Here is a 25,937-nt window from a genome sequence, read left to right on the forward strand (position 1 = left end):
ATTTTGCGACCGCGCCATCCCGACGGTGCCGCGTTCGAACGGAATTTCGGAGAATTCGGCTTTCAGATCCGGCTTGGACGATCCGCCCATGCCGGCCCGGTTCGGCGCGAAGCCGTCTTCCATGTCGGCATACTGAACGTCACCGGTCTGGGCCATGAAGCCTTCGATGACACGGTGAAAGGCGACATTGTCATATTCGCCGGCGTCAGCAAGTTGCTTGAGGCGCGCGGTATGCATCGGCGCGACATCGTCGGCCAGTTCGATGACCACATTGCCGCTTTTGAGCTCGATGGTAAGCGTGTCGGCGGCGGTGGCGAGGGTTGTCGAGGCCAGGCCAAAGGCCAGCGTCGCGGCGAGAAGAAGGCGTGAAGAACGCATGGAAGGCTCCATTGAAATGGCCGGTCGGGACACTCTCGTTATCCGACGGCAATCGTTTGACACACCGCCGCAGGCATTGCAACGCCACGGCGAAGGCTGTTGAAGTCACGGTATCCGTGCCGCGAGCGCTTTTTGCACCACAACCGGAACGAACGGCGAAACATCGCCGCCCATCCTTGCGATCTGGCGCACAAGCGTGGCGGTGATGTGGCGGGACTGGGGAAAGGCAGGTGCAAACACGGTTGTGATGCCCGGCGCCATGGCCCGGTTCATCCCAGCCATCTGCATCTCGTAGTCAAGATCGGTGCCGTCGCGAAGCCCGCGAACCAGGACGGTGGCGCCTGCATCGGCGGCGGCTTCGATCACCAGTCCCTGGAACGATACGACGCTGACATTGGCTATCCGGTCGGGAAATTCCGAGCGGACCACGTGGTCGATCATGCTGGCGCGCTCATCGAAGCTGAACATCGGGGTTTTGCCCGGATGAACGCCGATGCCGATCACCAGTTCGTCGCACAGAGCCATGGACTGGGTGAGAACATCGATGTGACCATTGGTCATGGGATCGAATGACCCGGGATAAAACGCGATGCGCATGACAAAAACCCTCTTTCAAGGGCCTTTTGTCATGTCGGACGCCGGGCATCAAGAGATGAATCATTCGCCGCATGCCGCAGTCAAACGGCTTTGTATGTACGGTATCGTACGCGACTGATGCCGCAGCCGTCCTGCCATAGTGGCATGCCCGCGCTGCCGGCAGCGGCGACCTGCGCCACACGCGGTGCCGATTGCGCCCGTCGGGCTTCAGAAATCGGCGATCGACAGCCAGATCAGGGATTTGCGGTGCTTCTTGTAGGCGCGGCCGGCAGCGGTTTCGATCTCAGCGCGCCGCCGGTCAAAGGCCGCCAGATAATCGGTGTCCGGCGACCGGGATATCCCGTCGATCTGTTCAAGCGCCGGCGCTTCCAGCACGAAGCGGACTTCCATCACGCCATCATAGCCCGAGAAGCGGAAGGTTCCGGCATCCTCGTCGAAACTGCGCATCTGGTTGGGAAAGCCGATCAACGCCCTGCCCTCAACCGCCCAGCCCGATGCGCTGTCACTTCTTGGTTTTCTTCTGGAATGGATTTGTTTCCAGTTGCTTGACGGCCGAACCCGAAGCCGCCGCGGCCTTGGCAGGGGCCTTGTCCTTCTTCGGTTTGCGGATTTCCTTGCTTGATCTCATTTGACCCTTGGCCATGATGTTTCCTGTTCCCGGGCGCTGCCTTCAAACCGGGTTCGGTTCAAAACAGGCAAGCGCCGCAATTTGCAAAACGGTCCGGCGACTTTTCGAAACGACAGCCTGACAGGGCCGGTTGCGCAAGCCGCGTCAGATGCTTTTGGCGGTTTCTATCAGTTCCAGATTGCTGCCCTGTTCAACGCGCTCATGGCCCTGGTCATCATTGCGGATGCGGTATTGCGGCTTGCCGCCACTGTCAGGCAGGCGCAACAGCACCGTGAACTCGGTCGGCGTCCGCGGTGAAAGCCCGACGCGGGACTGGAGCGAGACCTGTTGTCCCTTGGTAAAAATACTCTTGGCCATTATTTGTGTCCCAATACATATCGTGCCCAAGCCAACGCGAACACGCTGCTTTCGGGGCTTTTTCAGTCGGGGTCGAGGAACAAGCAAAGCGCCTTGAAGCCGGGTGTCGGCGATGCAGCAGCGCGCTTGAAAAATTACAATGGAACCATGCGCCTCAATCGGGATTTATACAAGGCAATTGTCTGAAACGATGCTCGGTAGACGGCAAGTGCATAATTGTTGCGCGATTTGCTCCAGTGCCGTGTAATAGTGCAGATAGCGATCGTTCGAAAACGAATGGCTGCGCCAGTCGGCACGTCCCGGCGGTCCGAAAGCCCTGATGACGCTCACAAACCCCGGTGGAACCCCGGCCAATTGAAGGTAACGGCATGCTCATCAGATTTGGTTTCGAAATAGTGGTTGACTGCCCCGCGCCCGTGCCGATGCTGCTGGCGCTGTCCACGCATACCGAATTCAACGGTCGGCTGATCGGCGCGGATTATGTCAGGTCCACCAGCATGACCCCGATATCGGTCTATGTGGACCGCTACGGCAACCGGATTTCGCGCGCCGTCGCCGATCAGGGCAGAACCACTTTCTGGAGCGATTGCGCCACGGAAGTCAGCGGTGTGCCGGATATCTGGCCGACATTCGCCATTCAGCACCGGATCGAGGATCTGCCCAGCGATACACTCGATTTCCTCGGTGCGAGCCGCTATTGCGATTCCGACAGTCTGGGGAACTTCGCCTGGGCCAATTTCGGCGCCACCCAGGAAGGCTGGCCACGGGTGCAGGCAATCAGCAATTTCGTGCACAATCACGTCACCTTCGGCTACAAGTTCGGCCGTCCCGACAAGACCGCCCGCGACGTGCTCGAGGAAAAATCCGGCGTTTGCCGGGATTTCGCGCATCTGGGCGTCAGCCTGTGCCGCGCCATGAACATTCCGGCACGCTATGCCAGCGGCTATCTCGGCGACATCGGCGTGCCCGACAGCGGCTTTGACGATTTCTGCGCCTGGTTCGAGGTGTTTCTCGGCGGCAGCTGGCACACGGTGGACGCACGCTACAATGTTCCGCGCATCGGCCGGATCCTGATGGTCAGGGGATCGGACGCATCCGACGTGGCGATGATCACCTCGTTTGGCGCCTACCAGCTGTCGTCGTTTCGGGTCTGGACCAGCTTGATCGAAGACGAAACCAGTGATCAGGACATTCATGCGATGCTTGAAACCCTGCCCGCGCCGCGTTCCGGCGGTCCGGATTTCGGTCTGGCGGTACCGGGCGCCGTGCATCTGTTCTGATTGCCTCAAATCCGCTCTTTTCCTCTCATCTCGGGTTAGTACTGATTCCATTCAGGTTTCATTCATTCAGGATTTGTCATGGTGTTCGCATCAAAGATGGATGCGAAGGAAGGAAACCGCCATGACTATAGCCCTCGCCTTGCTTGCTCTGATGATCGTCATGCTGTTCAGCGGCCTCGTGCTAGGAGCATTGCGCCAGGAAATTCCTGCAAAAACCCACGATCTCGACTGGTTTTCCAACCGGTAACTTCGCATGCACACCAGCTAGTTCAACTGGCCCGGTCCATGGATGTTTGCATCGACCGGGCCTTTTTGTCTGGCGATACTATTGATCAACGCCGGATGCTTGCCACGACGCGAATGCGGTGCCCGTCCGGATCAAGGGCCACGAATGTGTGGCCAAAAGGCATTTCCACCGGTTCGACAACAATTCGCAGACCCTTGGCGACCCAACAGGCATGCAGCTTTTCCAGTTCAGGCACATCGGCGACATTGAAGGATATCTCGCTTGCGCCAGGTTTTCCGGTGGCAGCCGGGTCCGCCTCGCTGGCAAGCCACAATCCAAGCACCACCGCGTCGCTCAGCGGCAGCATGGCAAAGCCCGGCGTCGAATCGATCGCCGACTTGCCCAGCAGGTCGGAATAGAAGGCGGCGCTCGCCGGCGGGTTGGCGACGTGCAGCAGCACGAAATCAAAAGTCAACATTCTGGTCTCCGTCAAAGATCGGGTTTCGGCCTTTCGACCCGGTACGGAGACTACAAGTTCATGCTGCCAGATATTGTCAGCAGTAGTTCAACCTACTGCCTCGACCCGGAGCGCAGGTGAATGCCTTCCCTGGCCTGCCATTGTTTCATCAGCGCCGCGCGTCGCTGCGGATAACGCGCCGGCTCGATGCTCAGCCGGACAATCCTGTCAGCCCGGAAGTGACGGAAATCCTTTCGCAATTCGCACCAGGCGACGACCACCCGGGTTCTGTCGAAAAACGCCAGCGCAATCGGCCAGATGGTGCGCTGGCTGGGCGCGCCATTGACGTCGGCATAGGAGATGGTGAGCTTTCGCTGATTGCGGATGGCTTCGCGGATCAATGGCAATTCGCTTTCCCCCGCCGCAAGCGCCGCGCCCGGGCCGATCAGCAAGGTGGATTCGTCCAGTCCGGCCTTGAGGTCATCGGGCAGCACGGCGGCGATCTTGGCGAGTGCGTTGAGCGCCGCGGCGCCGAGCGGCTGGTCCGCCCGCTCGGCCACCCAGCGCGAGCCGAGCACCAGCGCCTCGAGTTCCTCCTCGGAAAACATCAGCGGCGGCAGCATGAAGCCGGGCTTGAGCACGAAACCGACGCCCGCCTCCCCGTCGATCGCGGCCCCTTGCGCCTTCAGCGCATCGATATCGCGGTATATGGTCCTGAGCGACACGCCCAGCTCCTCGGCCAGCACCGCGCCACTGACCGGCCGCTTGTAGCGCCGGAAGGCTTGCAAGAGATCAAGAAGACGCGCGGCGCGGGACAAATCTGGCTCCGGGGACGGTGGCGATGGGTGAGTGTAGCAACTTATGCTGCCAGATTGTGGCAGGAAAGAACAGGCCACGTTCGCGTTCAATTGCCGGAGGGCTTTGCGCAGAATATGGAACCGCTTTGCGCCCCATTTCGGTCATTTGACACTTTGTCGGCGAATGTCTGCCGGGCCTCCGGGTTGGCCCCAGAACACTCCGGTACCCCTGCAAATGAGATGCTGTTCCGCTTCAGTGACGCTCTGTCAGAGGAGGAGTTCCAAGACTTTTGCCTTCCAAGCCCGCCTCTTGATCAAGTCTTGGCGGGATCGGCATGGACCAGAAGTACAGCCACGTAGGGCCTGTCCCACTGGTCGATACTGCGACCGAATACAACGCAGGCTTCCACCTTACCACCTTCGAGAACTTCTGCCGCCAACTGTTCCATGTCCTCGCGCATACTAGCGCGCATCACGTCTGGGAACAGGAAGAACATCACGCATGCCTTGCGGTCTTCGGGCGGCTGAATTTGCAGCGAGTTTAAGTGATGCGGGTTGCGGAAATTTTTGCGGACCATGCCGCGCAGGTCCTTTAGCTTCCGTTCGACCAATGCCTGCTCGGCTGGATCTGCGCAAGCAAGCAGGTGCAGGCCGATAGTGGTCCAACCTGGGGGGCGCCTATTAGCCAAATTGGCGATGATCTGTGAAAAAGTGGGCCGCAGACTCATCTTCGGCTTCTGGACTTTAATACCAGCGTCCCTGCTATTGTAGTAGCGGTCCAGCGGCGACGACATGCCGGAGGGCACGAATCGCATGCCCTTTTGCTGTATGGCCGCTAGGTTGAACCCTGTCACGAGGTAGAGCCCCAAAAAATCTAATTCGTCTCCTAGCAGATCGAAGGCCTTCTGGAAAAACGATCGTTCGGCCAAGTAGTGTAGGACCTGCAGAGGGTTATCGAGGATGTGGGTAATGCAGCCGAGATCCGAGATGAGGATCGTGGGCGCTAGATCATGGTCCGCCGGAACCCATCCGACCGCCTTAAAGTCCGCCTCAGCCGAGGTCAGGACCGAGAGGTCGTCAAGCGTGACCGACAAGCGGATGACACGATCAATCCGGCCGTGGTCAAGATTCGTCTCTTTCATAACTTGGATCGCAGTAGGGTCACCGCGTCGGGCATATTCGATGAGCTGAGCTAGGCGCGCGGACTGGAGCGAAGGAGCAAGCACCATGTCGGTGACATGGCGGCGGACGCGGTCCGGCGCACCACGCAGGCCTTCCGGCGTAAGGCGATTAGACTTCGCCTCGGCGATGACGACTGTTCGGTCGATGACCACGAGGAGGTCGGTTTCGAACTGCTGGTCCCCGGCAGTCCATTTCACCGAGGACCAGATATCCGCGCCGGGGAGCGCATGGCGGAAAGTCTCCTCGAGCTTGTTTTCGAGGAAGCGTGACCGAATCTCAGACAGCCGGTCTTTCAGCCCAGCCTCAGCGCACAGGCGGTCCATAATGCGGTGGATATGGCTGAACGCCATCTGTGGGATGGGGATGAAGAAGAACTCACCCAGATCAACCACCGGCCGTTCCCAGACGGGATTGCCGAGGAACAGATACTCGGCCTTCGCATCGCCCAGGTCTCCCGGCTTTAGTGCAATGGCCTGGAGGGCGGCCGTGATTTCGCCTTCGGGAAAGTCTGTCAGGGCTGCAAGGTCCGCTGCGGTGAAAGTCGCGCGTTCAGCCAGTCGCAGGTCGAAATGCGACATGATCATTACCATCATTCCCTTGCGGTCAATGCCCGGCATGGCTGCAACAAACTCTTCCGGTGTACCCTGGAGGCCCGGCACGTATTTGAAGTAGTGCCGTACCATCTGGCGCGGGTTTTTGCCGGTGTAGACTTTCTTGAGGGTATTGAAGTGCTCGGACTGCCGCCGCTCGAACTCGGCGACTATGACGCGCAGAATTTCCACGAGGTCGCTGGCGGCAAAGTCGAAATGCGCGCGGAATGCGGGATCGAGTGTACTGAACAGTTCCTTTGAGAGGCCGACCACATCGCTGAAATAGCCCCAGTTCCGCACCCCGTGGGTATGCATGCTTATGCGCCCCTGGAGTGAGCGCATAAGCTTCAGGGTCTCGTCGGTGACCTCGTCACCTTTTAGCAAGTGCTGGAACTGAAAGGCCTCTGTCAATTTGGGGACGGTGTCGAACACCCTCTGCATGACAGGTGGAATGATCGGCTTGTCGCCCCACTGGTCGAGAGGGATACTGAGCGCAATCGCCTGCAGCAGCTCTGCGTGATGTTGGAGAACCTGCACTCCCTTCTGTTGCTCAACACCGGAATCGGACACGTATGAACGCAGGCCGTAGGCCGCATACGATGCCACGATTCCAAGGGGGTCGTGGCTGGTCAGTTGCTCCTTCACGGTCTTGAGCATGCCGGGGAATTCCGCAACGCCGGCGCGCGCTGCCTCCAGCATCGCTGCCTTGAATTCTGCGTGGTGTTCTGGGGGAATGCTAAGGGTGCTGAATTCAAATCCTGGATCCTGCTTTTTCTTGTTCGCCTTCTTGCCCTGTTTGCGATCTCTAGCCATGGAGTGAAGGGTTACCGGGTGCTGCAGTTTGGTACAAGCAAAACAGAATTACTCCAACAGGAGAGAGCTGACCGCCAGGTGTTGATGAGATTTGCATATTTGTAGCCAATGATGGCCGCTTCTGGTGCGAAGCCGCCCTTCCGATGCCTTATCCTCGACAGCCTCTTCCCCGCCCCATTACAGTTATTCATTCAACTCGCTGCAAAAGCCCGCTCCCAATTATCCCCCTCCTGCCATTCGCTGCACCCCATAAAAAAACCGGGGATCTCTCCCCGGTTTCTTGAAGTCAGACTTGAAGGCCTGTCAGGCGTCTGGCGGTGTATCGTCAGCCTCTGGAGCAACCGCGCCGGACACATCCGATTCCGGCGCCGCAGCGTCTTCGACCGGGATCACGTTGCCGTCCTCGTCCAGTTCCTCGTCATGCTCCGGTTCGCTGATCCGGTCGACCGAAACCACCCGCTCGTCCTTGGCGGTCGAGAAGATGGTAACGCCCTTGGTGGCCCGGCTTGCCATGCGGATGCCATGCACCGGAACCCGGATGACCTGGCCGCCGTCGGACACCATCATGATCTGATCGCCATCCTCGACCGGGAAGGCTGCCACAAGCGGGCCGATTTCGCTGGTCTTGGAGGTATCGGTGGCGCGGATGCCCTTGCCGCCGCGACCCGAAATCCGGAACTCGTAGCTCGACGAGCGCTTGCCGTAGCCCTTTTCGGAGACCGTCAGGATATACTGCTCGCGCGCCTTGAGTTCGGCGTAGCGCTCATCGGAGAGATCGCCGGCCTCGCCAGCCTCTTCGCCGACCAGCGCCACATCCTCGACTTCCGCCTCGTCGCCGCTTGCCGCACGCCGTTCGGCCACCACGCGCTTGAGATAGGCAGCACGTTCGGAAGCATCGGCGTCGACGTGATGAACGATGGTCATCGAGATGATCGAATCGCCCTTGGCCAGCGATATGCCGCGCACGCCGACCGAATTGCGGCCGGCGAAGACACGCACATCATCGACCGAGAAGCGGATGCACTGGCCCAGCGCCGTGGTCAGCAGCACGTCATTGAGCTCGTTGCAGGTCTCGACATTGAGGATCTCGTCGCCATCGCTGTCGAGCTTCATGGCGATCTTGCCGTTGCGGTTGACCTGGACGAAATCGCTGAGCTTGTTGCGCCGCACGGTGCCGCGCGTGGTGGCGAACATCACGTCGAGTTCGGCCCAGCTGCTCTCGTCCTCGGGCAAAGGCATGATCGAGGTGATGCGCTCGCCCTTTTCCAGAGGCAGCATGTTGATCAGCGCCTTGCCGCGCGAGGTTGGCGTGCCGATGGGCAGGCGCCAGACCTTTTCCTTGTAGACGATGCCGCGTGACGAGAAGAACAGCACCGGCGTGTGGGTGTTGACCACGAACAGCCGCGTGACGAAATCCTCGTCCTTGGTCGACATGCCCGAGCGGCCCTTGCCGCCACGCCGCTGCGCCCGGTAGGTGGCGAGCGGAACCCGCTTGATGTAGCCCGAGTGCGACACGGTGACCACCATGTCTTCTCGCGCGATCAGATCCTCGTCGTCCATGTCCGCGCCACCTTCGGTGATCTGGGTGCGGCGCGGGATGCCGAATTCGTCGCGCACGGCGACAAGCTCGTCCTTGACGATCTGTTGAACCCGCACGCGCGAGCCGAGAATTTCGAGGTAGTCCTTGATTTCATCGCCGATCTTGCCGAGTTCATCGCCGATTTCATCACGGCCGAGCGCGGTCAGGCGGGCCAGACGCAGTTCGAGAATGGCGCGCGCCTGTTCCTCGGACAGATTGTAGGTGCCGTCCTCGTTGATCTTGTGGCGCGGATCGTCAATCAGCCGGATCAGCGATTCAACATCCATCGCCGGCCAGCGCCGGGTCATCAATTGCTCGCGCGCGGTTGCCGGATCCGGCGCCTTGCGGATCAGCGCGATGACTTCGTCGATATTGGCGACGGCGATTGCCAGGCCAACCAGCACATGCGCCCGCTCGCGTGCCTTGCGCAGCAGGTATTTGGTGCGCCGCGTGATCACATCCTCGCGGAATGACACGAAGGCCTTGAGCATGTCGATGAGGTTCATCAGCTCAGGCTTGCCGCCGTTGAGCGCCACCATGTTGACCCCGAAGGAGGACTGCAGCGGCGTGTAGCGGTAGAGCTGGTTGATGATCACATCGGCGACCGCATCGCGCTTGAGTTCGATGACCACCCGGTAGCCCTGGCGGTCGGATTCGTCACGCAGGTCGGAAATGCCCTCGATGCGCTTGTCGCGCACCAGTTCCGCCATCTTCTCGATCATCGTCGCCTTGTTCACCTGATAGGGAACTTCGGTGATGATGATGGCTTCACGGTCGTTGCGCATCGGCTCGACATGAACCTTGCCGCGCATCATCACCGAGCCGCGTCCGGTCTCGAACGCCTGGCGGATGCCGGCCTGGCCCAGGATGATGCCCGCGGTCGGGAAATCCGGGCCAGGAATGATGCTCATCAGTTCGATCAGGTCAATCGCCGGATTGTCCATGATGGCAACGCAGCCGTTGATCACCTCGACCAGATTGTGCGGCGGAATGTTGGTGGCCATGCCGACCGCAATACCGCCGGCGCCGTTGACCAGCAGGTTGGGGAACCGCGCCGGAATGACCTTGGGCTCGCTGCCCGACGAATCATAGGTTTCCTGGAAATCGACCGTATCCTTGTCGATGTCTTCCAGCAGTTCGTGCGACAGCTTGGCCAGGCGGGATTCCGTATACCGCATCGCGGCAGGCGGATCGCCGTCGATCGAGCCGAAATTGCCCTGCCCGTCGACCAGCATCGCGCTCATCGACCAGTGCTGCGCCATGCGCACCATGGCGTCGTAGATCGACTGGTCACCGTGCGGGTGATATTTACCCATCACGTCGCCGACGATGCGGGACGATTTCACATATTTGCGGTTCCAGTGGTAACCGCCTTCATGCATGGCGTAGAGAATCCGGCGATGCACGGGCTTGAGCCCGTCACGCACATCCGGCAGCGCCCGGCTGACAATCACGCTCATGGCGTAATCGAGATAGGAACGCTGCATTTCCTCGATAATCGAAACCGGCTCGATGCCTGGCGTCAGCGGTCCGGAGGGTTTGTTCTGGTCTGTCAAAGCGGTCCACGAATATTGGATGGAATCATTTGTGCGTTATAGCCGAAAGCCACTGCTGTCGCCAATTTTCGACGGTGAATTCGGCGTGTCCGGTCACTTTCTCCACCGTTGCCGCCCAGTCCGGGGGTTCCGCTCGCCGCTCAGCTGTCGTAGGCAGGGTAAAAGAGCTGTAATTCAGCCTCCGGGGAGTTCGCCATGAATGTCGATCTGATCGTGAATGCCTTCGTCACCATCATCGTGATGTTCGACCCGCCGGGACTGGCTGCCATCTTTCTCGGGCTGACCACCGGCATGACCCGCAGCCAGCGCATCCAGGTCGCCTTGCGCGGCACCATCACCGCCGCAGGCATTCTCGCCGTTTTCGCCATTGCCGGCGCCAGCCTGTTGAGCCTGCTCGGGATCTCGCTTGGCGCCTTCCGCATCGCCGGCGGCATATTGCTGTTCTGGATCGCGTTCGAGATGATTTTCGAAAAGCGCCACGAGCGCCAGGAAAAAAGCGCCGAACGGGCAATCACCAAGGACCACATTTCCAATGTCGCGGTGTTTCCGCTGGCCATTCCGCTGATTGCCGGACCGGGCGCGATCTCGGCGGTGATTCTTCTCGCCGGATCGTTTTACGCGCCGGTCGAGCGCGCCGGGCTGATCGGCGTCATCCTCGCCGCTTCTGTGGTCCTGTTTGCCTTTCTGGTGATTGCCGAACGGATCGACCAGTTTCTGGGCGACACCGGACGAACCATCCTGACCCGGCTGCTGGGCGTCATTCTGGCGGCACTCTCGGTGCAGTTCGTCGTTGACGGGATCAAGCAGGCGTTCATCGCCGGTTGACGGGAGGTACCGGTGCAACCTGAACAGACCCACAGCTTCGACGCCAGCCTCTGGCTCTATCACGGCGAAAAGGCGTCCTGGCATTTCATCACCGTTCCGGCTGAAATCTCGCATGAGATCCGCTTCTTCGCCGGCAAGACCAACGGCTTCGGTTCGATCCGGGTCCGCGCCGAGATCGGAGCGACCCGGTTCGACACATCGCTGTTTCCGGACAAGGCGTCGGGATGCTATTTCCTGCCGGTCAAGGCCTTGGTGCGCAAAGCTCAATCCATCACCAGCGGAGACAGGGTCTGCGTCAGGTTGACGACCGGCTGACCGCCGCGCCGCTACTCCCGGATCACCACGGTCACTTCCGCGCCGCCCCAGCCGTGCTTCTTGTCATGGGCACGAACCACCACCCGCTTGACGCCGGCGGGAATGACAATGCCCGACTGGCTGCGGGTAAACGGCTGTTCGGTGTCATGCGGATGCGCCAGCACCCGTTCACCCAGAACATGTCCATCCGGTCCGATCACCTGCCAGCTATCGGCGTAATGCTCCCAGCCATCGTCGGCATGGCGCACGGTGACTTCAAAGCGATAGCTGCCGTCGGCAGCCTGGGTGTAGCTGGCAGCCACCACGTCGGCCATTCCGGCATGGGCGGGAACGGTTGTGAGCAGGCCGCCGGCCAGTCCCGTGGCAAGGGCACAATGGCGCCACAGCACAGACAATTTTGAAAACATGGAACAATCCTTTCCTCGATCTGGCTGCAGGACCAGTCACGATTGCGTCTGGCAGCACAGTGCCTGGATAGAACGGCAACCGGTTCAGCTGGCGGCGGGATGACCAGGCGTCAGTTGCAACAGGTCCCACAAATTGCCGTAAATGTCCCTGAAAACCGCCACGGTGCCGTAGTCATGGGTGGCGGGTTCGCGGACAAATTCGACGTTCTCAGCCAGCAGCCTGTTGTAATCGCGCCAAAAATCATCGGTGTTGAGAAACATGAACACCCGCCCGCCGGTTTGATTGCCGACAAAAGGCTGCTGTTCCGGCCTGGAGGCGCGGGCCAGCACGATCGAGGCGCCCTGCCCGCCCTTGGGCCGCACCACCACCCAGCGCTTGTCCTGTTCGGGCTGGTCGGTGTCTTCCAGCAGATCGAAGCCGAGCACACCGCAATAGAACGCGATCGCCTCGTCATAGTCACGAACGACCAGCGCTACATGGGTGATGGACTGACGCAAACCGCTCTCCTGCGCCCCGCAGGGCATTTGCCTTGATGGAACCGGAACGATGCCGGATCCGGTTCACCTGTTTCAGCTTGAAAGCGATCACGCCGATCGCTGCGGATTTTCCTCAAACCATTTGACGATGTCCGGCATTGCCTGTTCGAAACCGCCGGGCATGAACATGTTCAACAGCCCGACCGGAGCATCGCTGCGGTTTTCGAAATCATGCATGACCCCGGCGGGAATGCGCAGGAAACTGCCCTTCGACAGGCTCCGCCATTCATTGCCGACGAGGAACCAGGCGGTGCCCTCCAGCACATAGAAGATTTCCTCATTGGCCTCGTGGAGATGCGCTCCGGCTCCTGTGCAGTGCGGCTCCAGCCACCATTCCGAGATCGCATAGCGTTCACCGCTCTCGTCCTGGTCCGCCTTGAACACAGCCTGCATCCGGCCGAGCGCATAGTGACGGCCTTCCCCGGGTCCAAGTTCCAGAACATCACTGTACGATGCCATGCTCATATCTCCTGATATGAAGGCAAAAGGAGACGCCAGAGGTCAAGGCCGGCCGATCTCAGAACGGGATATCGTCGTCGAGATCACGCGACGAACTGCCAGCACCGCCGCCAAATCCACCACTGGATCCGCCACGGTCGCCGCCTGACGATGATCCGCCGCCAAAGTCTCCGCCGCCACCGCCGAAATCACCGCCGCGGCCACCACCACCGCCACTGCCTTCGCTGCGGCCGTCGAGCATGGTCAGATTGCCATTGAAGCCCTGCAGCACCACTTCGGTGGAATATTTGTCCTGGCCGGACTGGTCGGTCCATTTGCGGGTCTGCAACTGGCCTTCGAGATAGACCTTGGAGCCCTTCTTGAGGTAGTTTTCCGCGATCTTGCACAGGCCCTCATTGAAGATCACCACGCGATGCCATTCGGTCTTTTCGCGGCGCTCGCCGGTGTTCTTGTCACGCCAGCTGTCCGAGGTCGCAACCGACAGGTTGGCGATCGGCCGACCGTCCTGTGTGCGCCGGATTTCCGGATCCGCGCCCAGATTGCCAACCAGAATGACTTTGTTGACGCTGCCCGCCATGATGTTTCACCTTCCAACACTTCAGGCGGCTTTCCGCCGCCCCGATAAATCCTGGTCTCACCTTACAGGATCGCCCCGCTGGCCGCTGCCCGGGCGAGCACAATCCACAAGCCTTTTTTGTTCTTTATTTGTTCTAGTATTCATGTCAGTTTCTGTCAAGAGATTCGGTTTTCATACAAGCAACCGGTCATTCGGCGTCTCGACAATGCGCATGAGGTGCTTATGTATGGATCTGGTCCGCACCCCGGAACCTCTTCCATAGCCCGGCGTTCTGGAGGGCAGCGCAGACTTCGGGATGCTATCATATGCTTCAAAGGCGAAATCGGCCCTGAGAAGCCAACAGGCAATTGAGCGATCCGGGCGCGTTCGGCAGCGCGGCGGATGTTTCACGGTAAAGCGGCGGCGTCATGACTGAACTGAAATCCATCACCATTCGCGGTGCCCGCGAGCACAATCTCAAGAATGTCGATCTCGACTTGCCTCGCAACAGCCTGATCGTCATGACCGGCCTTTCGGGATCGGGCAAGTCCTCGCTGGCGTTCGACACCATCTATGCAGAGGGACAGCGGCGCTATGTCGAAAGCCTGTCGGCCTATGCCCGGCAGTTTCTCGAGATGATGCAGAAGCCCGATGTTGACCAGATCGACGGGCTGTCGCCGGCGATCTCCATCGAGCAGAAGACCACCAGCCGCAACCCGCGCTCCACCGTCGGAACCGTCACCGAAATCTACGATTACATGCGGCTGTTGTTCGCCCGCGTCGGCGTCCCCTATTCGCCCGCCACCGGCCTCCCGATCGAAAGCCAGACCATCAGCCAGATGGTTGACCGGGTGCTGGCGCTGGAGGAAGGCACACGGCTGTATGTGCTGGCCCCGGTGGTGCGCGGCCGCAAGGGCGAATACCGCAAGGAACTCGCCGAGTTCATGAAAAAGGGCTTTCAGCGGGTCAAGATCGACGGCCAGTATTACGAGATCGCCGACGCGCCGACGCTCGACAAGAAATACAAGCACGACATCGACATCGTCGTCGACCGCATTGTCGTCCGCCCCGACATCTCGGCCCGGCTGGCTGACAGCCTGGAAACCTGTTTGCGGCTTGCCGACGGGCTGGCGATTGCCGAATTCGCCGACAAGCCGTTGCCGGAAGCCGAAACCTCGGCCGGAGGGTCGGCCAACAAGTCGCTCAACGAAACCCATGAACGCGTGCTGTTTTCGGAGAAATTCGCCTGCCCGGTCTCGGGCTTCACCATTTCCGAGATCGAGCCGCGGCTGTTTTCCTTCAACAATCCGCACGGCGCCTGCCCGATCTGCGATGGACTGGGAACCCAGAAGACAATCGACGAAGCGCTGATCATCCCCGAACCGCACCTGACCTTGCGTGCCGGCGCGGTGGCGCCCTGGGCCAAATCCAGTTCGCCCTATTACACCCAGACGCTGGAGGCGCTGGGCAAGCATTTCGGGTTCAAGCTGGGTGACCGCTGGGGCGATCTGCCGGCCAAGGCGCAGGCCGCGATCCTGCGCGGAACCCAGGACAAGGTTGCCTTCAAATATGATGACGGCCTGCGCTCCTACACCACCTCGAAGACCTTCGAGGGCATCATTCCAAATCTCGAACGGCGCTGGAAGGAAACCGACAGCGCCTGGGCGCGCGAGGAAATCGAGCGCTACATGTCCAACGCCCCCTGCCCGGCCTGCGACGGCTACCGGCTCAAGCCCGAGGCGCGCGCGGTCAAGATCGACGGCTGTCATATCGGCGAAGTCACCGAACTCTCCATCCGGGTTGCCGGCGAATGGTTCGAGGATCTTCCCGCCCGCCTCACCGCCAAGCAGAACGAGATCGCCGTCCGGATTCTCAAGGAAATCCGCGACCGGCTGAAATTCCTCAATGACGTGGGGCTCGACTATCTGACGCTGTCGCGCAATTCCGGCTCGTTGTCGGGCGGCGAAAGCCAGCGCATCCGGCTCGCCTCGCAGATCGGCTCGGGACTGACCGGCGTGCTCTACGTGCTTGACGAACCCTCCATCGGCCTGCACCAGCGCGACAATGCGCGGCTTCTCGAAACACTCAAGCATCTGCGCGACATCGGCAACACGGTGATCGTCGTCGAGCATGACGAGGACGCCATCCGCACCGCCGACTACGTGGTCGACATCGGACCCTATGCCGGCATTCACGGCGGCGAAATCATCGCCAAGGGCACGCCCGGCGACATCATGGCCAATCCGCGCTCGATCACCGGCAAATATCTTTCCGGCGAACTCGAAGTCGCCGTTCCGGCGCAGCGCCGCAAAGCCAACAAGAAGAAAGAACTCAAGGTCATCGGCGCGCGCGGCAACAATCTCAAGAACGTTTCCGCCTCGATCCCGCTCGGCCTGTTCACCGCGGTCACCGGCGTATCGGGCGGCGGCAAGTCGACCTTCCTGATCGAGACTCTGTACAAGGCCGCCGCGCGGCGGGTGATGGGATCGCGCGAAAACCCCGCCGATCACGACCGGATCGACGGCTTCGAACACATCGACAAGGTGATCGACATCGACCAGTCGCCGATCGGCCGCACGCCACGCTCCAACCCGGCCACCTACACCGGCGCGTTTACGCCGATCCGCGACTGGTTCGCCGGCCTGCCCGAATCCAAGGCGCGCGGCTATCAGCCGGGGCGGTTCTCGTTCAACGTCAAGGGCGGACGCTGCGAAGCCTGCCAGGGTGACGGCGTCATCAAGATCGAGATGCACTTCCTGCCCGATGTCTATGTCACCTGCGACGTCTGCGGCGGCAAGCGTTACAACCGCGAAACGCTGGACGTCACCTTCAAGCAGAAATCGATCGCCGATGTGCTCGACATGACGGTCGAGGAAGGCGTCGAGTTCTTCGCCGCCGTCCCCGCCGTGCGCGACAAGCTGCAGGCGCTGGCCGGCGTGGGGCTGGGCTATATCAAGGTCGGCCAGCAGGCCACCACGCTGTCGGGTGGCGAGGCGCAACGCGTCAAGCTGGCTAAGGAGCTGTCCAAACGCTCCACCGGACGCACGCTTTACATTCTCGACGAACCGACCACGGGCCTGCATTTCCACGATGTGGCCAAGCTCTTGGAAGTGCTGCATGAACTGGTCGACCAGGGCAATTCGGTGGTGGTGATCGAGCACAATCTCGAAGTCATCAAGACCGCCGACTGGGTGATCGATCTCGGCCCCGAAGGTGGCGACGGCGGCGGCGAGATTGTCGCCGAAGGCACGCCCGAGGACATCGTCAAGGTGGTACGCAGCTACACCGGCCAGTTCCTCAGCGACCTGCTGCAACGACGGCCGGGCAAACGGGTGGAAGCGGCGGAGTGACGGCTCGATAAAACTTTCGGAATGGCGAGGACTGGACGATGACAGATACTGGAACCATCCGCGCCGGTATCGGCGGCTGGGTGTTTGATGCCTGGAACGAAAGCTTCTACCCGGCAAAACTGCCAAAGACCAAGCATTTGCAGTATGCGGGGTCTCAGCTGCGCACCATCGAGGTCAACGGCACCTATTATGGCAGCCAGAAACCGGCGACCTTTGCCAAATGGGCTTCCGAGGTTCCTGACGGCTTTGTGTTTTCGCTGAAGGCCAGCCGCTATTGCACCAATCGCAAGGTGCTGGCCGAAGCCGCGCCGTCGATCGAGAAGTTTCTCACCCAGGGCATCACCGAACTTGGCGACCGGCTCGGGCCGATCCTGTGGCAGTTCATGGCGACGAAGACTTTCGAGCCGGAGGATTTCGAGGCGTTTCTGAAGCTGTTGCCAAAAACCCAGGACGGCATCGCGTTGCGCCATGTGGTCGAGCCGCGTCATGCCTCGTTCCAGGTCCCGGAATTCATCGAGTTGCTGGCCAAGTACAATGTCGCCGCGGTTGTCGCCGACCATGACGACTATCCGATGTTTGCCGATCCGACCGCCGATTTTGTCTATGCCCGGCTGCAAAGAGGCACGGACGAGACACCGACCTGTTATCCGCCGGAACAAATCGGGCAATGGGCTGAACGGTTCAAGACCTATGCCGACGGCGGCGTGCCCGGGGACCTGCCACTGGTTGCGCCCGAGCGGACGGCGCCGAACCTGCCGCGCGATGTCTTTGCCTTCTTCATCACCGGCGGCAAGGTCAACGCACCGCACGGCGCCATGGCGCTGCAGAAACTGGTCTGAGATCGCGCTGGGGGCGTGGCCAGAGGCGAACAGCCCCCCGGCGATCTCAGGTTGCCGCCAGTTTCGCCGCGGCCTCGACCCGGCTGAGATCATACGGGTGATCGAGGGCAGCTTTCGCGCGCTCAAGTGCCCGCGCCGACTGTACCCGCAACGGATCCGCCCATGCCGCAGGCAGGCAGTTCGAGATCACCGAGAGCGCGTGCTGCAGATGCACGGCAACTTCGACAAAGCCGGCCCCGTCGCGTGCAATCTGTTCGAATGCCGCGGTCAGAACCGCCTCGGGATCGACGATCGGCACCAGCACACGCGGATGCTGCGACGAGGTTCCCGCATCCTGGCTAGCCTCCGCCGCTGCCGAAAACACCTGTACGAGTGCATCGAGAATGTCATTGGCCGTACCCGGATCGTTGATGCCGGGCGACAGTGCGCGGTCACCGATTTCCGACAGGGTCTTCAAGGCAAGAACCGGATCCTCGCTGCGATGACGGCTTTGGCCGACCCGGATCGCGCTACTGATCCGTCGCTTTGCCGCATCGTCGATGGCCTCCAAGGGACCGTCATAAATCCAGGCAATCTCGGTGCCCTGACCGACAAGGTCGCCAAGCCGCACCGCCACATGCACCGTGACTTCAATCTCGCTGGCAAGATCCGACAAGGCGTCAACATCAATGAATTGAACCGTTCCGGTGAACCGGGAGAGGACCGCCAGGGCGCGCTCGGATGGTTGCGCATTGGCGAAAACCGGCGTTCCGCCGTGACCGGGATGGATAAGGTGCCGGGTCAGCATTTCCCTGGCGCGGATCTGCACCTTGTCGATGGTTGACGAGACCGTGCTGATCCGGGCGACGTGATCTATCCAGTAGATCAAGGTCCCGACCACCACCGCGAACACACAGAGTGTTGCGAAGAACAGCACGATACGCCCGCTGGACTGGATAAAGCCGACATTCAACCCGATAAGTCCGACCACCGAAAAGGTGAAAGCGCCGATAAAGGTTGAAATCGCCTGTTTCGAAGTCGAATCCGCCACGACGATCGAGAAAGCCCGTGGCGTGCTTGCGGAAATCGCCGCCACATAGGCCGCCAGCATCACCGAGACCGCGAACGTTGCGACCGTGAGCATGGCCGACGCCATGATGGTCAGAAGACCGCGGATGGTTTCCGGTTCGATATTGAAAGCAAAAGGCAACATGAACAGTTGATCGACAGTCATCGCCAACGCCACGACAAGCACGGCGATCACCCCGAAAAGCGCCGGTCTCAGCCAAAGCCGTTCGGCCAGATAGTCCATCAGCGAATTGTAGAAAAATCTCACTCGGCCGGCTCCATCGGTTTCACAGCGAAGCAATCAGGTTCTGCCCGCCAGTCGCATTGGGCGTTGTGCGGCGGCGTTCGTCAAGCAAGTAGATGGCCAACTGGGTTCCACAGGCCGGATCGGCAATTGTCGCATGACCTGATCAAGTTTTGACATAAGTCAATGGAAGCAGGCTTGGCAACTGGCATCTTTCTCCTCGTCCTCGAATTTCAGGCTGAAAAGGAGAACATCATGACAAACCCGAACGAGAAACTTCCCGCGTTCCCGCCATCCGGATTGTTCGACGATTTTCGCAGGGAAATGGATGCGATGATTCAACGTTTCTTCGGAGATGATACATCCGCAGCCGCCGCGACCGGATTTCCCTCGCTGATGGCCGCCGGCGCGGTGCGCCCTGCCATCGACATCACTGAAAACGACAAGGCGATCACGCTTACCGCGGAACTTCCCGGCATGTCGGAGGAGGAGGTGGATCTGTCAATTTCCGATGGGATGCTGATGTTGAAGGGCGAGAAGACTGTCTCGCATGACTCCAAGCAGGATGACAGTGTCGTCACCGAGCGGAATTACGGCTCGTTCCTGCGCTCGTTCCCGATACCCGACCGGGTCGATCAGGAGGCGATCGATGCGAAATTCGACAAGGGCATCCTCAAGGTGACCTTGCCGAAGAATCCGGGACAGGAAGCCAGGGGCCGGAGAATCAGGATCGGCTCCTGACTGCAAATCTCGCGGACCGCGAGCGACGGTCCGGGAGATGGCCGGCCGGAAGAGAACAGCCCTGTCTCTCCGGCTGGCCAGTTGCGTCACGCAACCCGGGACTTACCATGAACCCTATTCGCCCTATATCGCACGCGCTTGCCTGGGCAGGAAGATGGTCAGAAGCCCGAGGAACGGCAGATAGGAACAGATGGTGTAGACATACTCGATGCCCTTGATGTCAGCGATCTGTCCCAGGACCGCGGCCGCTATGCCGCCCATGCCGAAGGCGAAGCCGAAGAACAGGCCGGCAATCAGCCCGACACGGCCCGGCACCATCTCCTGGGCGAAAACCACGATGGCCGGAAACGCCGAGGCCAGCACCATGCCGATGATCACCGTCAGCACCCCGGTCCAGAACAGATCGGCATAAGGCAGCATCAGGGTGAACGGCAACACACCGAGGATCGACACCCAGATCACCGATTTGGTGCCGATCCGGTCGCCGATCGGCCCCCCGGCGATGGTGCCCACAGCGGCCGCGCCCAAGAACAGGAACAACAGCAACTGCGCGTCCTGCACCGAAACGCCAAATCTCTCAATGACATAGAAGGTGTAGTAGCTTGTAAAGCTGGCCATGTAGATATTCTTGGTGAAAACCAGAAGCGCCAGCACAATGAGCGTGAAGATCACGCGTCTGCGGCTGTGATTGAGCAGTGTCGACAACGCCGGACGGCCGGCGGCGGCCTTGCGATAGTTGCCGTACCAGCGGCTGACCCATGTCAGGATTACCATGCCGCACAGTGCTGCAAGGGAGAACCAGGCAACGCTGCCCTGCCCGCCCGGCACCACGATGAAGGCTGCCAGCAACGGCCCCGAGGCCGTGCCAAAATTGCCTCCAAGCTGGAAGATCGACTGCGCGGTGCCGTGCTTGCCGCCCGAGGCCAGCCGGGCAATGCGCGAGGATTCGGGATGAAACACCGCCGAACCGAGCCCCACCAGCGAGGCGGCCGCCAGCAGCAGCCAGTAATGTCCGGCTACCGCCAGAAGCAACAGACCGATCATGGTGAAGCCCATGCCGACAGGCAGCGCATAGCCGATCGGGCGCTTGTCGGTGTAGGCGCCGATGACCGGCTGCAGCAGCGACGCGGTGAACTGGAACGTGAATGTCAGCAAGCCGATCTGACCGAATGTCAGCGCATAATTGGTCTTCAGCATCGGGTAGATCGCCGAAAGCATCGACTGCATCGTGTCATTGAGGAAATGGCACAGGCTAAGCGCCAAAATGACCGACATGGCTGCCGGTGTCGCCGAAGCGCTGGTAACTGCGGCCGGGCGTGCAGCATCTGCGCCGGGAGCCGGATTTTCCGGGCTGGCCTGTTTACCGATCGCATCCATAACTTGTTCCTTGCAGCCTGCACACGCGGGTATGGCGCGCCTCCTGCGCATTGATACACGGCTTGCCTGAAGCCCGCTTTCGTGCTGTGGTCTATTTCTTACGCGATTGGGCCAGCATCATGTCGATACATCCCTCGTTGCTTCAGGCAGCGGACAGCTACATCGAGACCCCTCGGGAACGGGCCGAGCGGCATGCTGCCATCGAACTGGTGGACGAACCCGCCGTGGCCTTCGCCCATCGTTACGACGCCAGCCAGCATGTGGCCGAACATGAGCACCGGCGGGCGCAGCTGCTGCATCTTTCCCGTGGCGTGCTGACGGTAACCACCCGGGCCGGCAGATGGATGATGCCGCGGGACCATGCGTTGTGGATTCCGGCAGGGGTCAGGCATGCCATCGATACGGTCGGCAGCGTTGACATGCATTCGGTCTATGTCCTGCCTGGAGCAATTGCCGGATTGCCTGACCGGCTGCAAGTCACCGGCATGACCCCTCTGATGCGCAGCCTCATCGTCGAGGCGGTGTGCCTGCGCTCCGATCCCGGCAACCCGCGCGGCGAATTCATCCTGGGCGCCTTGCTGCACGAAATTCCTCGATTGCCGGAACGCCCGTTGGGGTTGCCGTTTCCCGACAATCGCCGGCTGGCCGAATTGTGCCGGGATTTTGTCGCCCGGCCTTCGGCACATCTCAACATCGATCAATGGGCCGATGCGGCAGGCCTGAGCCGGCGCAGCTTCACACGGATATTTCGCCGCGAAACCGGGTTGAGCCTCTCGACATGGCGCCAGCAGGCCTGCCTGATGGCGGCCTTGCCGCGGCTTTCCGCCGGCGAAGCCGTCACCGCCGTTGCGCTCGATCTCGGCTATGACAGCGTTCCGGCCTTCACCACAATGTTCTGCCGGATGATGGGAACGCCGCCGAAAGCCTACCTTCGCAGTCAAAGCTCCGTCTGACGCTCAGCTTTGCTGTTCCTTTTCGATCCGCATCAGCAGATCTTCCGCCGTCATGCCCTCGCCGGCACGCAGCGCCGCCTTTGCGTGCATCGCCACCCCGGCGCAAGCCGCCTCGAACGGCGCCATTGCCTGGGCCAGCAGACCGCCGACAATTCCGGACAACACATCACCGGATCCCGCCGTGGCGAGCCATGGCGGCGCATCGGCATTCACCACGCAGCGTCCATCCGGTCCGGCAATGACCGTATCGGCGCCCTTGTAGACCACCACGGCATTGAGGATCTCCGCCGCCCTGCGCGCGCGGTCGATTTTGGACAGAGCCGGATCATCAACCAAATCCGCAAACAACCGGCGAAACTCACCCTCATGCGGGGTGACAACCAGCCTTGTTTCGCCACCAAAAAGCCCCGAAAGCTCAAATCTGTCCCGGGCAAAGGCGGTCAGCCCGTCAGCGTCCAGCACAACGCGACCTCCGGTTTCAGCCAATTGTCCGGTGAACGTCCGCGCCTTTTCCAGATCGCCAAAACCGGGACCTATGACAAAGCTGGAAAGCCGCTTGTCCTCAAGCCAGCCTGCCAGATCGGCCTTATTGGCAATGGATCGTTGCATGATGGCCGTGAGGTGGGTTGCCTGAACCATGACTGCGCCGGGAGGCGACGCCATGGTCACCAGGCCTGCCCCGGCCCTGAGCCCCGCCATCGCCGACATCCGCGCCGCGCCTCCCGAAATCAGCGGCCCGGAGAACACGCCCAGATGTCCGTGGCTGTATTTGTGTCCGGTCGCATCCTGGCGCGGCAGATTATCGCGGTAAAGGCCTGAGTGATTGCGCCAGACCGGCTCGGCGCTGACGATCAGCCGCGACGGGATTCCGATGTCGCAAAGCTGCACCTGCCCGCAAAGCGCCCTGCCCGGCATCAGCAGATGACCGGGCTTGAGAGCGGCAAACGTCACCGTATGCGCCGCGCAAAAACATGCGCCGGTGGGCACGCCGGTGCGGCCGGACAGGCCGGAGGGAAGATCAACGGCGATGACCGGTGTGTTCGCATCTCGCGCAAGCCCTATAAACCGGGCAATGTCAGCGCCGACGGGGCGGTCGAGCCCCGCGCCAAACAGCGCATCGATGATGACATCGCCGGATTGCGGCTGCCAGTCGCCAAGTGGCAGCATCTGCCCCGGACAGACTGCGAACGCCTTCTCCGCGTCACCACCGGGCTTTGGTCCGGTTCCATAGCGGACGACATCCACCCCGCTTTGCATCAACAGCCGCGCGGCCACATGACCGTCGCCGCCATTGTTGCCGGGTCCGCAGGCGACAACCGCGCGCAAGGCGCCGGGATATTTGGCAAGAAAAACCGCCGCCACATGGGCGCCGGCGGCCTGCATCAAGGCATAACCGTCAAGTCCGCCGTCTATCGCCGCTTTGTCGACCATGCCCATGGCGGCAGGCGTGACGAGCAAGGTTTCATGAATGGCCATTTTTCTTGGTTGCATGAGCCTGGCGCAGCGGTCAAGTTGGCATCGACGGCACCGAGGACGAAGAAGCCCGGACACAAACAAATGCTTACAAATTGCGCATAATGATGAATTGATGTGCAGGTGTTGCCGCATAAAAATTCATCATTTTCTTCTGGCCCCGCCAGACAATTTTTTGGCGTTTGGCTTAAAACGCAACGCGACGGGCAATGCCGGTCGATTCGACGCCGGGTTTCGCCGGCTTTCTGCAGCAAAATGAATTATTTCGGTTCGCTGCGGGGATTTTTGAACAAAGTGGCACAGTGTGTGCTTAGATAAACGTGAGTGGGTTTTGGCGTTCGCCTTGCTACCTGCTTTCACACGACAGAGCGGAGAATTGGTTCTCATGAAAAAGATCGAAGCGATCATCAAGCCCTTCAAGCTTGATGAAGTGAAGGAAGCCCTTCAGGAAGTTGGTCTCCAGGGCATTACTGTCACCGAGGCCAAGGGTTTCGGTCGGCAGAAGGGCCATACCGAGCTGTATCGGGGCGCGGAATATGTCGTTGATTTTCTCCCCAAGGTGAAAGTCGAGATTGTCCTGGCGGACGAAACGGCAGAAGCAGCGATCGAGGCGATCCGCAATGCGGCCCAGACTGGGCGCATCGGCGATGGCAAGATCTTTGTTTCCAACATCGAGGATGTCATCCGCATTCGAACCGGTGAAACAGGCAACGACGCCATTTGACCACTGTGCCCGGCGGACCGCCGCGCACCCATCGTCTTTACTAACAGGGAATATCGCAATGACGACTGCCACTGAACTTCTCAAGCAAATCAAGGACAACGACGTCAAGTTTGTCGATCTGCGCTTCACCGACCCGAAGGGCAAGATGCAGCATGTGACGATGGATGTCTCTTGTGTCGACGAAGACATGTTCGCCGATGGCGTCATGTTCGACGGCTCCTCGATTGCCGGCTGGAAAGCCATCAACGAGTCCGACATGGTGCTGATGCCCGATACCGGAACCGCGCACATGGACCCGTTCTTCGCGCAGTCAACCATGGCAGTGTTCTGCGACGTTCTCGACCCGATCAGCGGCGAGGCTTACAGCCGCGACCCCCGCACCACCGCCAAGAAGGCGGAAGCCTATCTCCAGGCGTCCGGTCTCGGCGACACGGTCTATATCGGACCAGAGCCCGAGTTCTTCATTTTTGACGACGTCAAGTACAAGGCCGATCCCTACAACACCGGCTTCAAGCTGGATTCGACCGAACTGCCGTCCAACGACGACACCGACTATGAAACCGGCAACATGGGCCACCGCCCGCGCATGAAGGGCGGCTATTTCCCGCTGCCTCCGATCGACAGCTGCCAGGACATGCGCTCTGAAATGCTCACCGTGCTCGCTGAAATGGGCCTGGTTGTTGAAAAGCATCACCATGAAGTGGCCTCGTCCCAGCACGAACTGTGCATGGTGTTCGACACGCTGACCCGCATGGCCGACAAGACCCAGATCTACAAGTACGGCGTCCATCAGGTCGCTCATGCCTATGGCAAGACCGCTACCTTCATGCCCAAGCCGGTGTTTGGCGACAACGGATCGGGCATGCACGTTCACCAGTCGATCTGGAAGGGCGGCAAGCCGACCTTCGCCGGCGACGAATATGCCGGCCTGTCGGAAACCTGCCTGTTCTATATCGGCGGCATCATCAAGCACGCCAAGGCCATCAACGCCTTCACCAACCCGTCGACCAACTCCTACAAACGTCTGGTTCCCGGGTATGAAGCACCGGTGTTGCTGGCTTATTCGGCGCGCAACCGTTCGGCATCCTGCCGTATCCCGTTCGGCTCATCGCCGAAGTCCAAGCGTGTTGAAGTTCGCTTCCCGGATCCGACCGCCAACCCGTACCTGGCCTTTGCAGCCATGCTGATGGCCGGCCTCGACGGCATCAAGAACAAGATCCATCCGGGCAAGGCCATGGACAAGGACCTTTACGACCTGCCGGCCAAGGAACTCAAGAAGATCCCGACCGTCTGCGGCTCGTTGCGCGAAGCGCTTGAAAGCCTCGACAAGGATCGCAAGTTCCTCACCGCCGGCGGCGTCTTCGACGACGACCAGATCGATGCCTTCATCGAACTGAAGATGGCGGAAGTGATGCGCTTCGAAATGACCCCGCATCCTGTCGAATTCGACATGTACTACTCGGTCTGATTGACCTGTGCCGGGCTGCACAAGTGGCCCGGCCTTACAAAAAACCGGCGGAAAGTGAACTGACCCCCGAAAGTTGGACATCAACTTCGGGGGTTTGCATGTCCAAATACAGCACGTCTTTCAAGCAGTCGGTGGTGTTGGCGTATGAAGAGGGTTCAGACGGCTTCCGCCGAATCGCAGCT

General features: G+C 60.5%; 26 protein-coding genes. 10 read left to right on the top strand and 16 right to left on the bottom strand.

Annotated features, from left to right (window positions below; genetic code table 11):
* From ABJN75_RS15510 to ABJN75_RS15530, 5 genes are all read right to left on the bottom strand, one after another.
* Positions 1-378, bottom strand: a 378-nt coding sequence (locus tag ABJN75_RS15510; RefSeq protein ID WP_348440485.1) for a peptidylprolyl isomerase, incomplete at its 3' end; no start/stop codon positions are given.
* A gap of 105 nt (positions 379-483) precedes the next feature.
* Positions 484-975 carry a pantetheine-phosphate adenylyltransferase gene (gene coaD, locus ABJN75_RS15515; RefSeq protein WP_348440486.1) on the bottom strand — a complete coding sequence of 164 codons (492 nt, stop codon included), beginning with the start codon at positions 973-975 and terminating at the stop codon, positions 484-486.
* Between the two features lie 207 nt (positions 976-1,182).
* Positions 1,183-1,443 carry a DUF1488 domain-containing protein gene (locus ABJN75_RS15520; RefSeq protein ID WP_348440487.1) on the bottom strand — a complete coding sequence of 87 codons (261 nt, stop codon included), beginning with the start codon at positions 1,441-1,443 and terminating at the stop codon, positions 1,183-1,185.
* 34 nt (positions 1,444-1,477) lie between these two features.
* Complete coding sequence (locus tag ABJN75_RS15525; RefSeq protein ID WP_348440488.1) at positions 1,478-1,618, bottom strand: hypothetical protein; 141 nt, start codon at positions 1,616-1,618, stop codon at positions 1,478-1,480.
* A gap of 129 nt (positions 1,619-1,747) precedes the next feature.
* Positions 1,748-1,960, bottom strand: a complete 213-nt coding sequence (locus tag ABJN75_RS15530) for a hypothetical protein (protein WP_348440489.1) — start codon at positions 1,958-1,960, stop codon at positions 1,748-1,750.
* Between the two features lie 368 nt (positions 1,961-2,328).
* On the opposite strand from ABJN75_RS15530, the gene ABJN75_RS15535 reads away from it, so the two are divergent.
* Positions 2,329-3,240 carry a transglutaminase family protein gene (locus ABJN75_RS15535; protein WP_348440490.1) on the top strand — a complete coding sequence of 304 codons (912 nt, stop codon included), beginning with the start codon at positions 2,329-2,331 and terminating at the stop codon, positions 3,238-3,240.
* Between the two features lie 121 nt (positions 3,241-3,361).
* A complete protein-coding gene (locus ABJN75_RS15540; RefSeq protein WP_348440491.1) occupies positions 3,362-3,487 on the top strand; it encodes a hypothetical protein in 126 nt (41 codons plus the stop codon).
* 85 nt (positions 3,488-3,572) lie between these two features.
* On the opposite strand, the gene ABJN75_RS15545 is transcribed toward ABJN75_RS15540, so the two are convergent.
* The 4 genes from ABJN75_RS15545 to gyrA form a co-directional block, all read right to left on the bottom strand.
* Positions 3,573-3,944 (bottom strand): VOC family protein, encoded by a 372-nt coding sequence (locus tag ABJN75_RS15545; RefSeq protein WP_348440492.1) that lies wholly within the window; start codon positions 3,942-3,944, stop codon positions 3,573-3,575.
* A gap of 92 nt (positions 3,945-4,036) precedes the next feature.
* Positions 4,037-4,741, bottom strand: coding sequence for a YafY family protein (locus ABJN75_RS15550; protein ID WP_348440493.1), 705 nt, complete (start codon positions 4,739-4,741; stop codon positions 4,037-4,039).
* Between the two features lie 293 nt (positions 4,742-5,034).
* Positions 5,035-7,305: a hypothetical protein gene (locus ABJN75_RS15555; protein WP_348440494.1), complete on the bottom strand. Its 2,271-nt coding sequence runs from the start codon at positions 7,303-7,305 to the stop codon at positions 5,035-5,037.
* 303 nt (positions 7,306-7,608) lie between these two features.
* Positions 7,609-10,440: a DNA gyrase subunit A gene (gyrA, locus tag ABJN75_RS15560; RefSeq protein WP_348440495.1), complete on the bottom strand. Its 2,832-nt coding sequence runs from the start codon at positions 10,438-10,440 to the stop codon at positions 7,609-7,611.
* A gap of 195 nt (positions 10,441-10,635) precedes the next feature.
* On the opposite strand from gyrA, the gene ABJN75_RS15565 reads away from it, so the two are divergent.
* On the top strand, positions 10,636-11,265 hold the full coding sequence (locus tag ABJN75_RS15565) for a MarC family protein (RefSeq protein ID WP_348440496.1): 630 nt from the start codon (positions 10,636-10,638) through the stop codon (positions 11,263-11,265).
* Positions 11,266-11,277: 12 nt separating this feature from the next.
* Complete coding sequence (locus ABJN75_RS15570) at positions 11,278-11,580, top strand: DUF1905 domain-containing protein (RefSeq protein WP_348440497.1); 303 nt, start codon at positions 11,278-11,280, stop codon at positions 11,578-11,580.
* 11 nt (positions 11,581-11,591) lie between these two features.
* On the opposite strand, the gene ABJN75_RS15575 is transcribed toward ABJN75_RS15570, so the two are convergent.
* The 4 genes from ABJN75_RS15575 to ABJN75_RS15590 all read right to left on the bottom strand — a co-directional run bounded on the left by ABJN75_RS15575 (position 11,592) and on the right by ABJN75_RS15590 (position 13,560).
* Positions 11,592-11,987: a hypothetical protein gene (locus ABJN75_RS15575; RefSeq protein WP_348440498.1), complete on the bottom strand. Its 396-nt coding sequence runs from the start codon at positions 11,985-11,987 to the stop codon at positions 11,592-11,594.
* 84 nt (positions 11,988-12,071) lie between these two features.
* Positions 12,072-12,485: a VOC family protein gene (locus ABJN75_RS15580; protein ID WP_348440499.1), complete on the bottom strand. Its 414-nt coding sequence runs from the start codon at positions 12,483-12,485 to the stop codon at positions 12,072-12,074.
* Between the two features lie 87 nt (positions 12,486-12,572).
* Complete coding sequence (locus ABJN75_RS15585; protein WP_348440500.1) at positions 12,573-12,983, bottom strand: cupin domain-containing protein; 411 nt, start codon at positions 12,981-12,983, stop codon at positions 12,573-12,575.
* A gap of 58 nt (positions 12,984-13,041) precedes the next feature.
* Positions 13,042-13,560 (bottom strand): single-stranded DNA-binding protein, encoded by a 519-nt coding sequence (locus tag ABJN75_RS15590; RefSeq protein ID WP_348440501.1) that lies wholly within the window; start codon positions 13,558-13,560, stop codon positions 13,042-13,044.
* Positions 13,561-13,967: 407 nt separating this feature from the next.
* Between ABJN75_RS15590 and uvrA the strand changes: the two genes are divergently transcribed.
* Together uvrA and ABJN75_RS15600 are read left to right on the top strand one after the other, a co-directional pair.
* Positions 13,968-16,889: an excinuclease ABC subunit UvrA gene (gene uvrA / locus ABJN75_RS15595; protein WP_348440502.1), complete on the top strand. Its 2,922-nt coding sequence runs from the start codon at positions 13,968-13,970 to the stop codon at positions 16,887-16,889.
* Between the two features lie 38 nt (positions 16,890-16,927).
* The gene (locus ABJN75_RS15600) at positions 16,928-17,728 is read left to right on the top strand and encodes a DUF72 domain-containing protein (protein ID WP_348440503.1); all 801 of its coding nucleotides are present in this window, start codon (positions 16,928-16,930) and stop codon (positions 17,726-17,728) included.
* A 46-nt stretch (positions 17,729-17,774) separates the two neighbouring features.
* On the opposite strand, the gene ABJN75_RS15605 is transcribed toward ABJN75_RS15600, so the two are convergent.
* The gene (locus tag ABJN75_RS15605; RefSeq protein WP_348440504.1) at positions 17,775-19,043 is read right to left on the bottom strand and encodes a DUF2254 domain-containing protein; all 1,269 of its coding nucleotides are present in this window, start codon (positions 19,041-19,043) and stop codon (positions 17,775-17,777) included.
* 231 nt (positions 19,044-19,274) lie between these two features.
* Here ABJN75_RS15605 and ABJN75_RS15610 point away from each other — a divergent pair, with 231 nt between their 5' ends.
* Entirely contained in the window at positions 19,275-19,760 is a 486-nt protein-coding gene (locus ABJN75_RS15610) for an Hsp20/alpha crystallin family protein (protein ID WP_348440505.1), read from the top strand.
* Positions 19,761-19,883: 123 nt separating this feature from the next.
* Here the strand turns inward: ABJN75_RS15610 and ABJN75_RS15615 are convergent, their stop codons facing one another.
* The gene (locus tag ABJN75_RS15615; protein WP_348440510.1) at positions 19,884-21,035 is read right to left on the bottom strand and encodes an MFS transporter; all 1,152 of its coding nucleotides are present in this window, start codon (positions 21,033-21,035) and stop codon (positions 19,884-19,886) included.
* A gap of 221 nt (positions 21,036-21,256) precedes the next feature.
* Between ABJN75_RS15615 and ABJN75_RS15620 the strand changes: the two genes are divergently transcribed.
* A complete protein-coding gene (locus ABJN75_RS15620) occupies positions 21,257-22,090 on the top strand; it encodes a helix-turn-helix transcriptional regulator (protein WP_348440506.1) in 834 nt (277 codons plus the stop codon).
* Positions 22,091-22,093: 3 nt separating this feature from the next.
* Here ABJN75_RS15620 and ABJN75_RS15625 read toward each other — a convergent pair whose 3' ends face one another.
* Positions 22,094-23,566 (bottom strand): NAD(P)H-hydrate dehydratase, encoded by a 1,473-nt coding sequence (locus ABJN75_RS15625; protein WP_348440507.1) that lies wholly within the window; start codon positions 23,564-23,566, stop codon positions 22,094-22,096.
* Positions 23,567-23,948: 382 nt separating this feature from the next.
* Here ABJN75_RS15625 and ABJN75_RS15630 point away from each other — a divergent pair, with 382 nt between their 5' ends.
* Both ABJN75_RS15630 and glnA read left to right on the top strand, forming a co-directional pair.
* Positions 23,949-24,287, top strand: coding sequence for a P-II family nitrogen regulator (locus tag ABJN75_RS15630; protein WP_348440508.1), 339 nt, complete (start codon positions 23,949-23,951; stop codon positions 24,285-24,287).
* Between the two features lie 58 nt (positions 24,288-24,345).
* Positions 24,346-25,755: a type I glutamate--ammonia ligase gene (gene glnA / locus ABJN75_RS15635; RefSeq protein WP_348440509.1), complete on the top strand. Its 1,410-nt coding sequence runs from the start codon at positions 24,346-24,348 to the stop codon at positions 25,753-25,755.
* The last annotated feature ends 182 nt before the right edge of the window (positions 25,756-25,937 follow it).

It is taken from the genome of Hoeflea sp. (genome assembly GCF_039975035.1).
GTDB lineage: Bacteria > Pseudomonadota > Alphaproteobacteria > Rhizobiales > Rhizobiaceae > Hoeflea.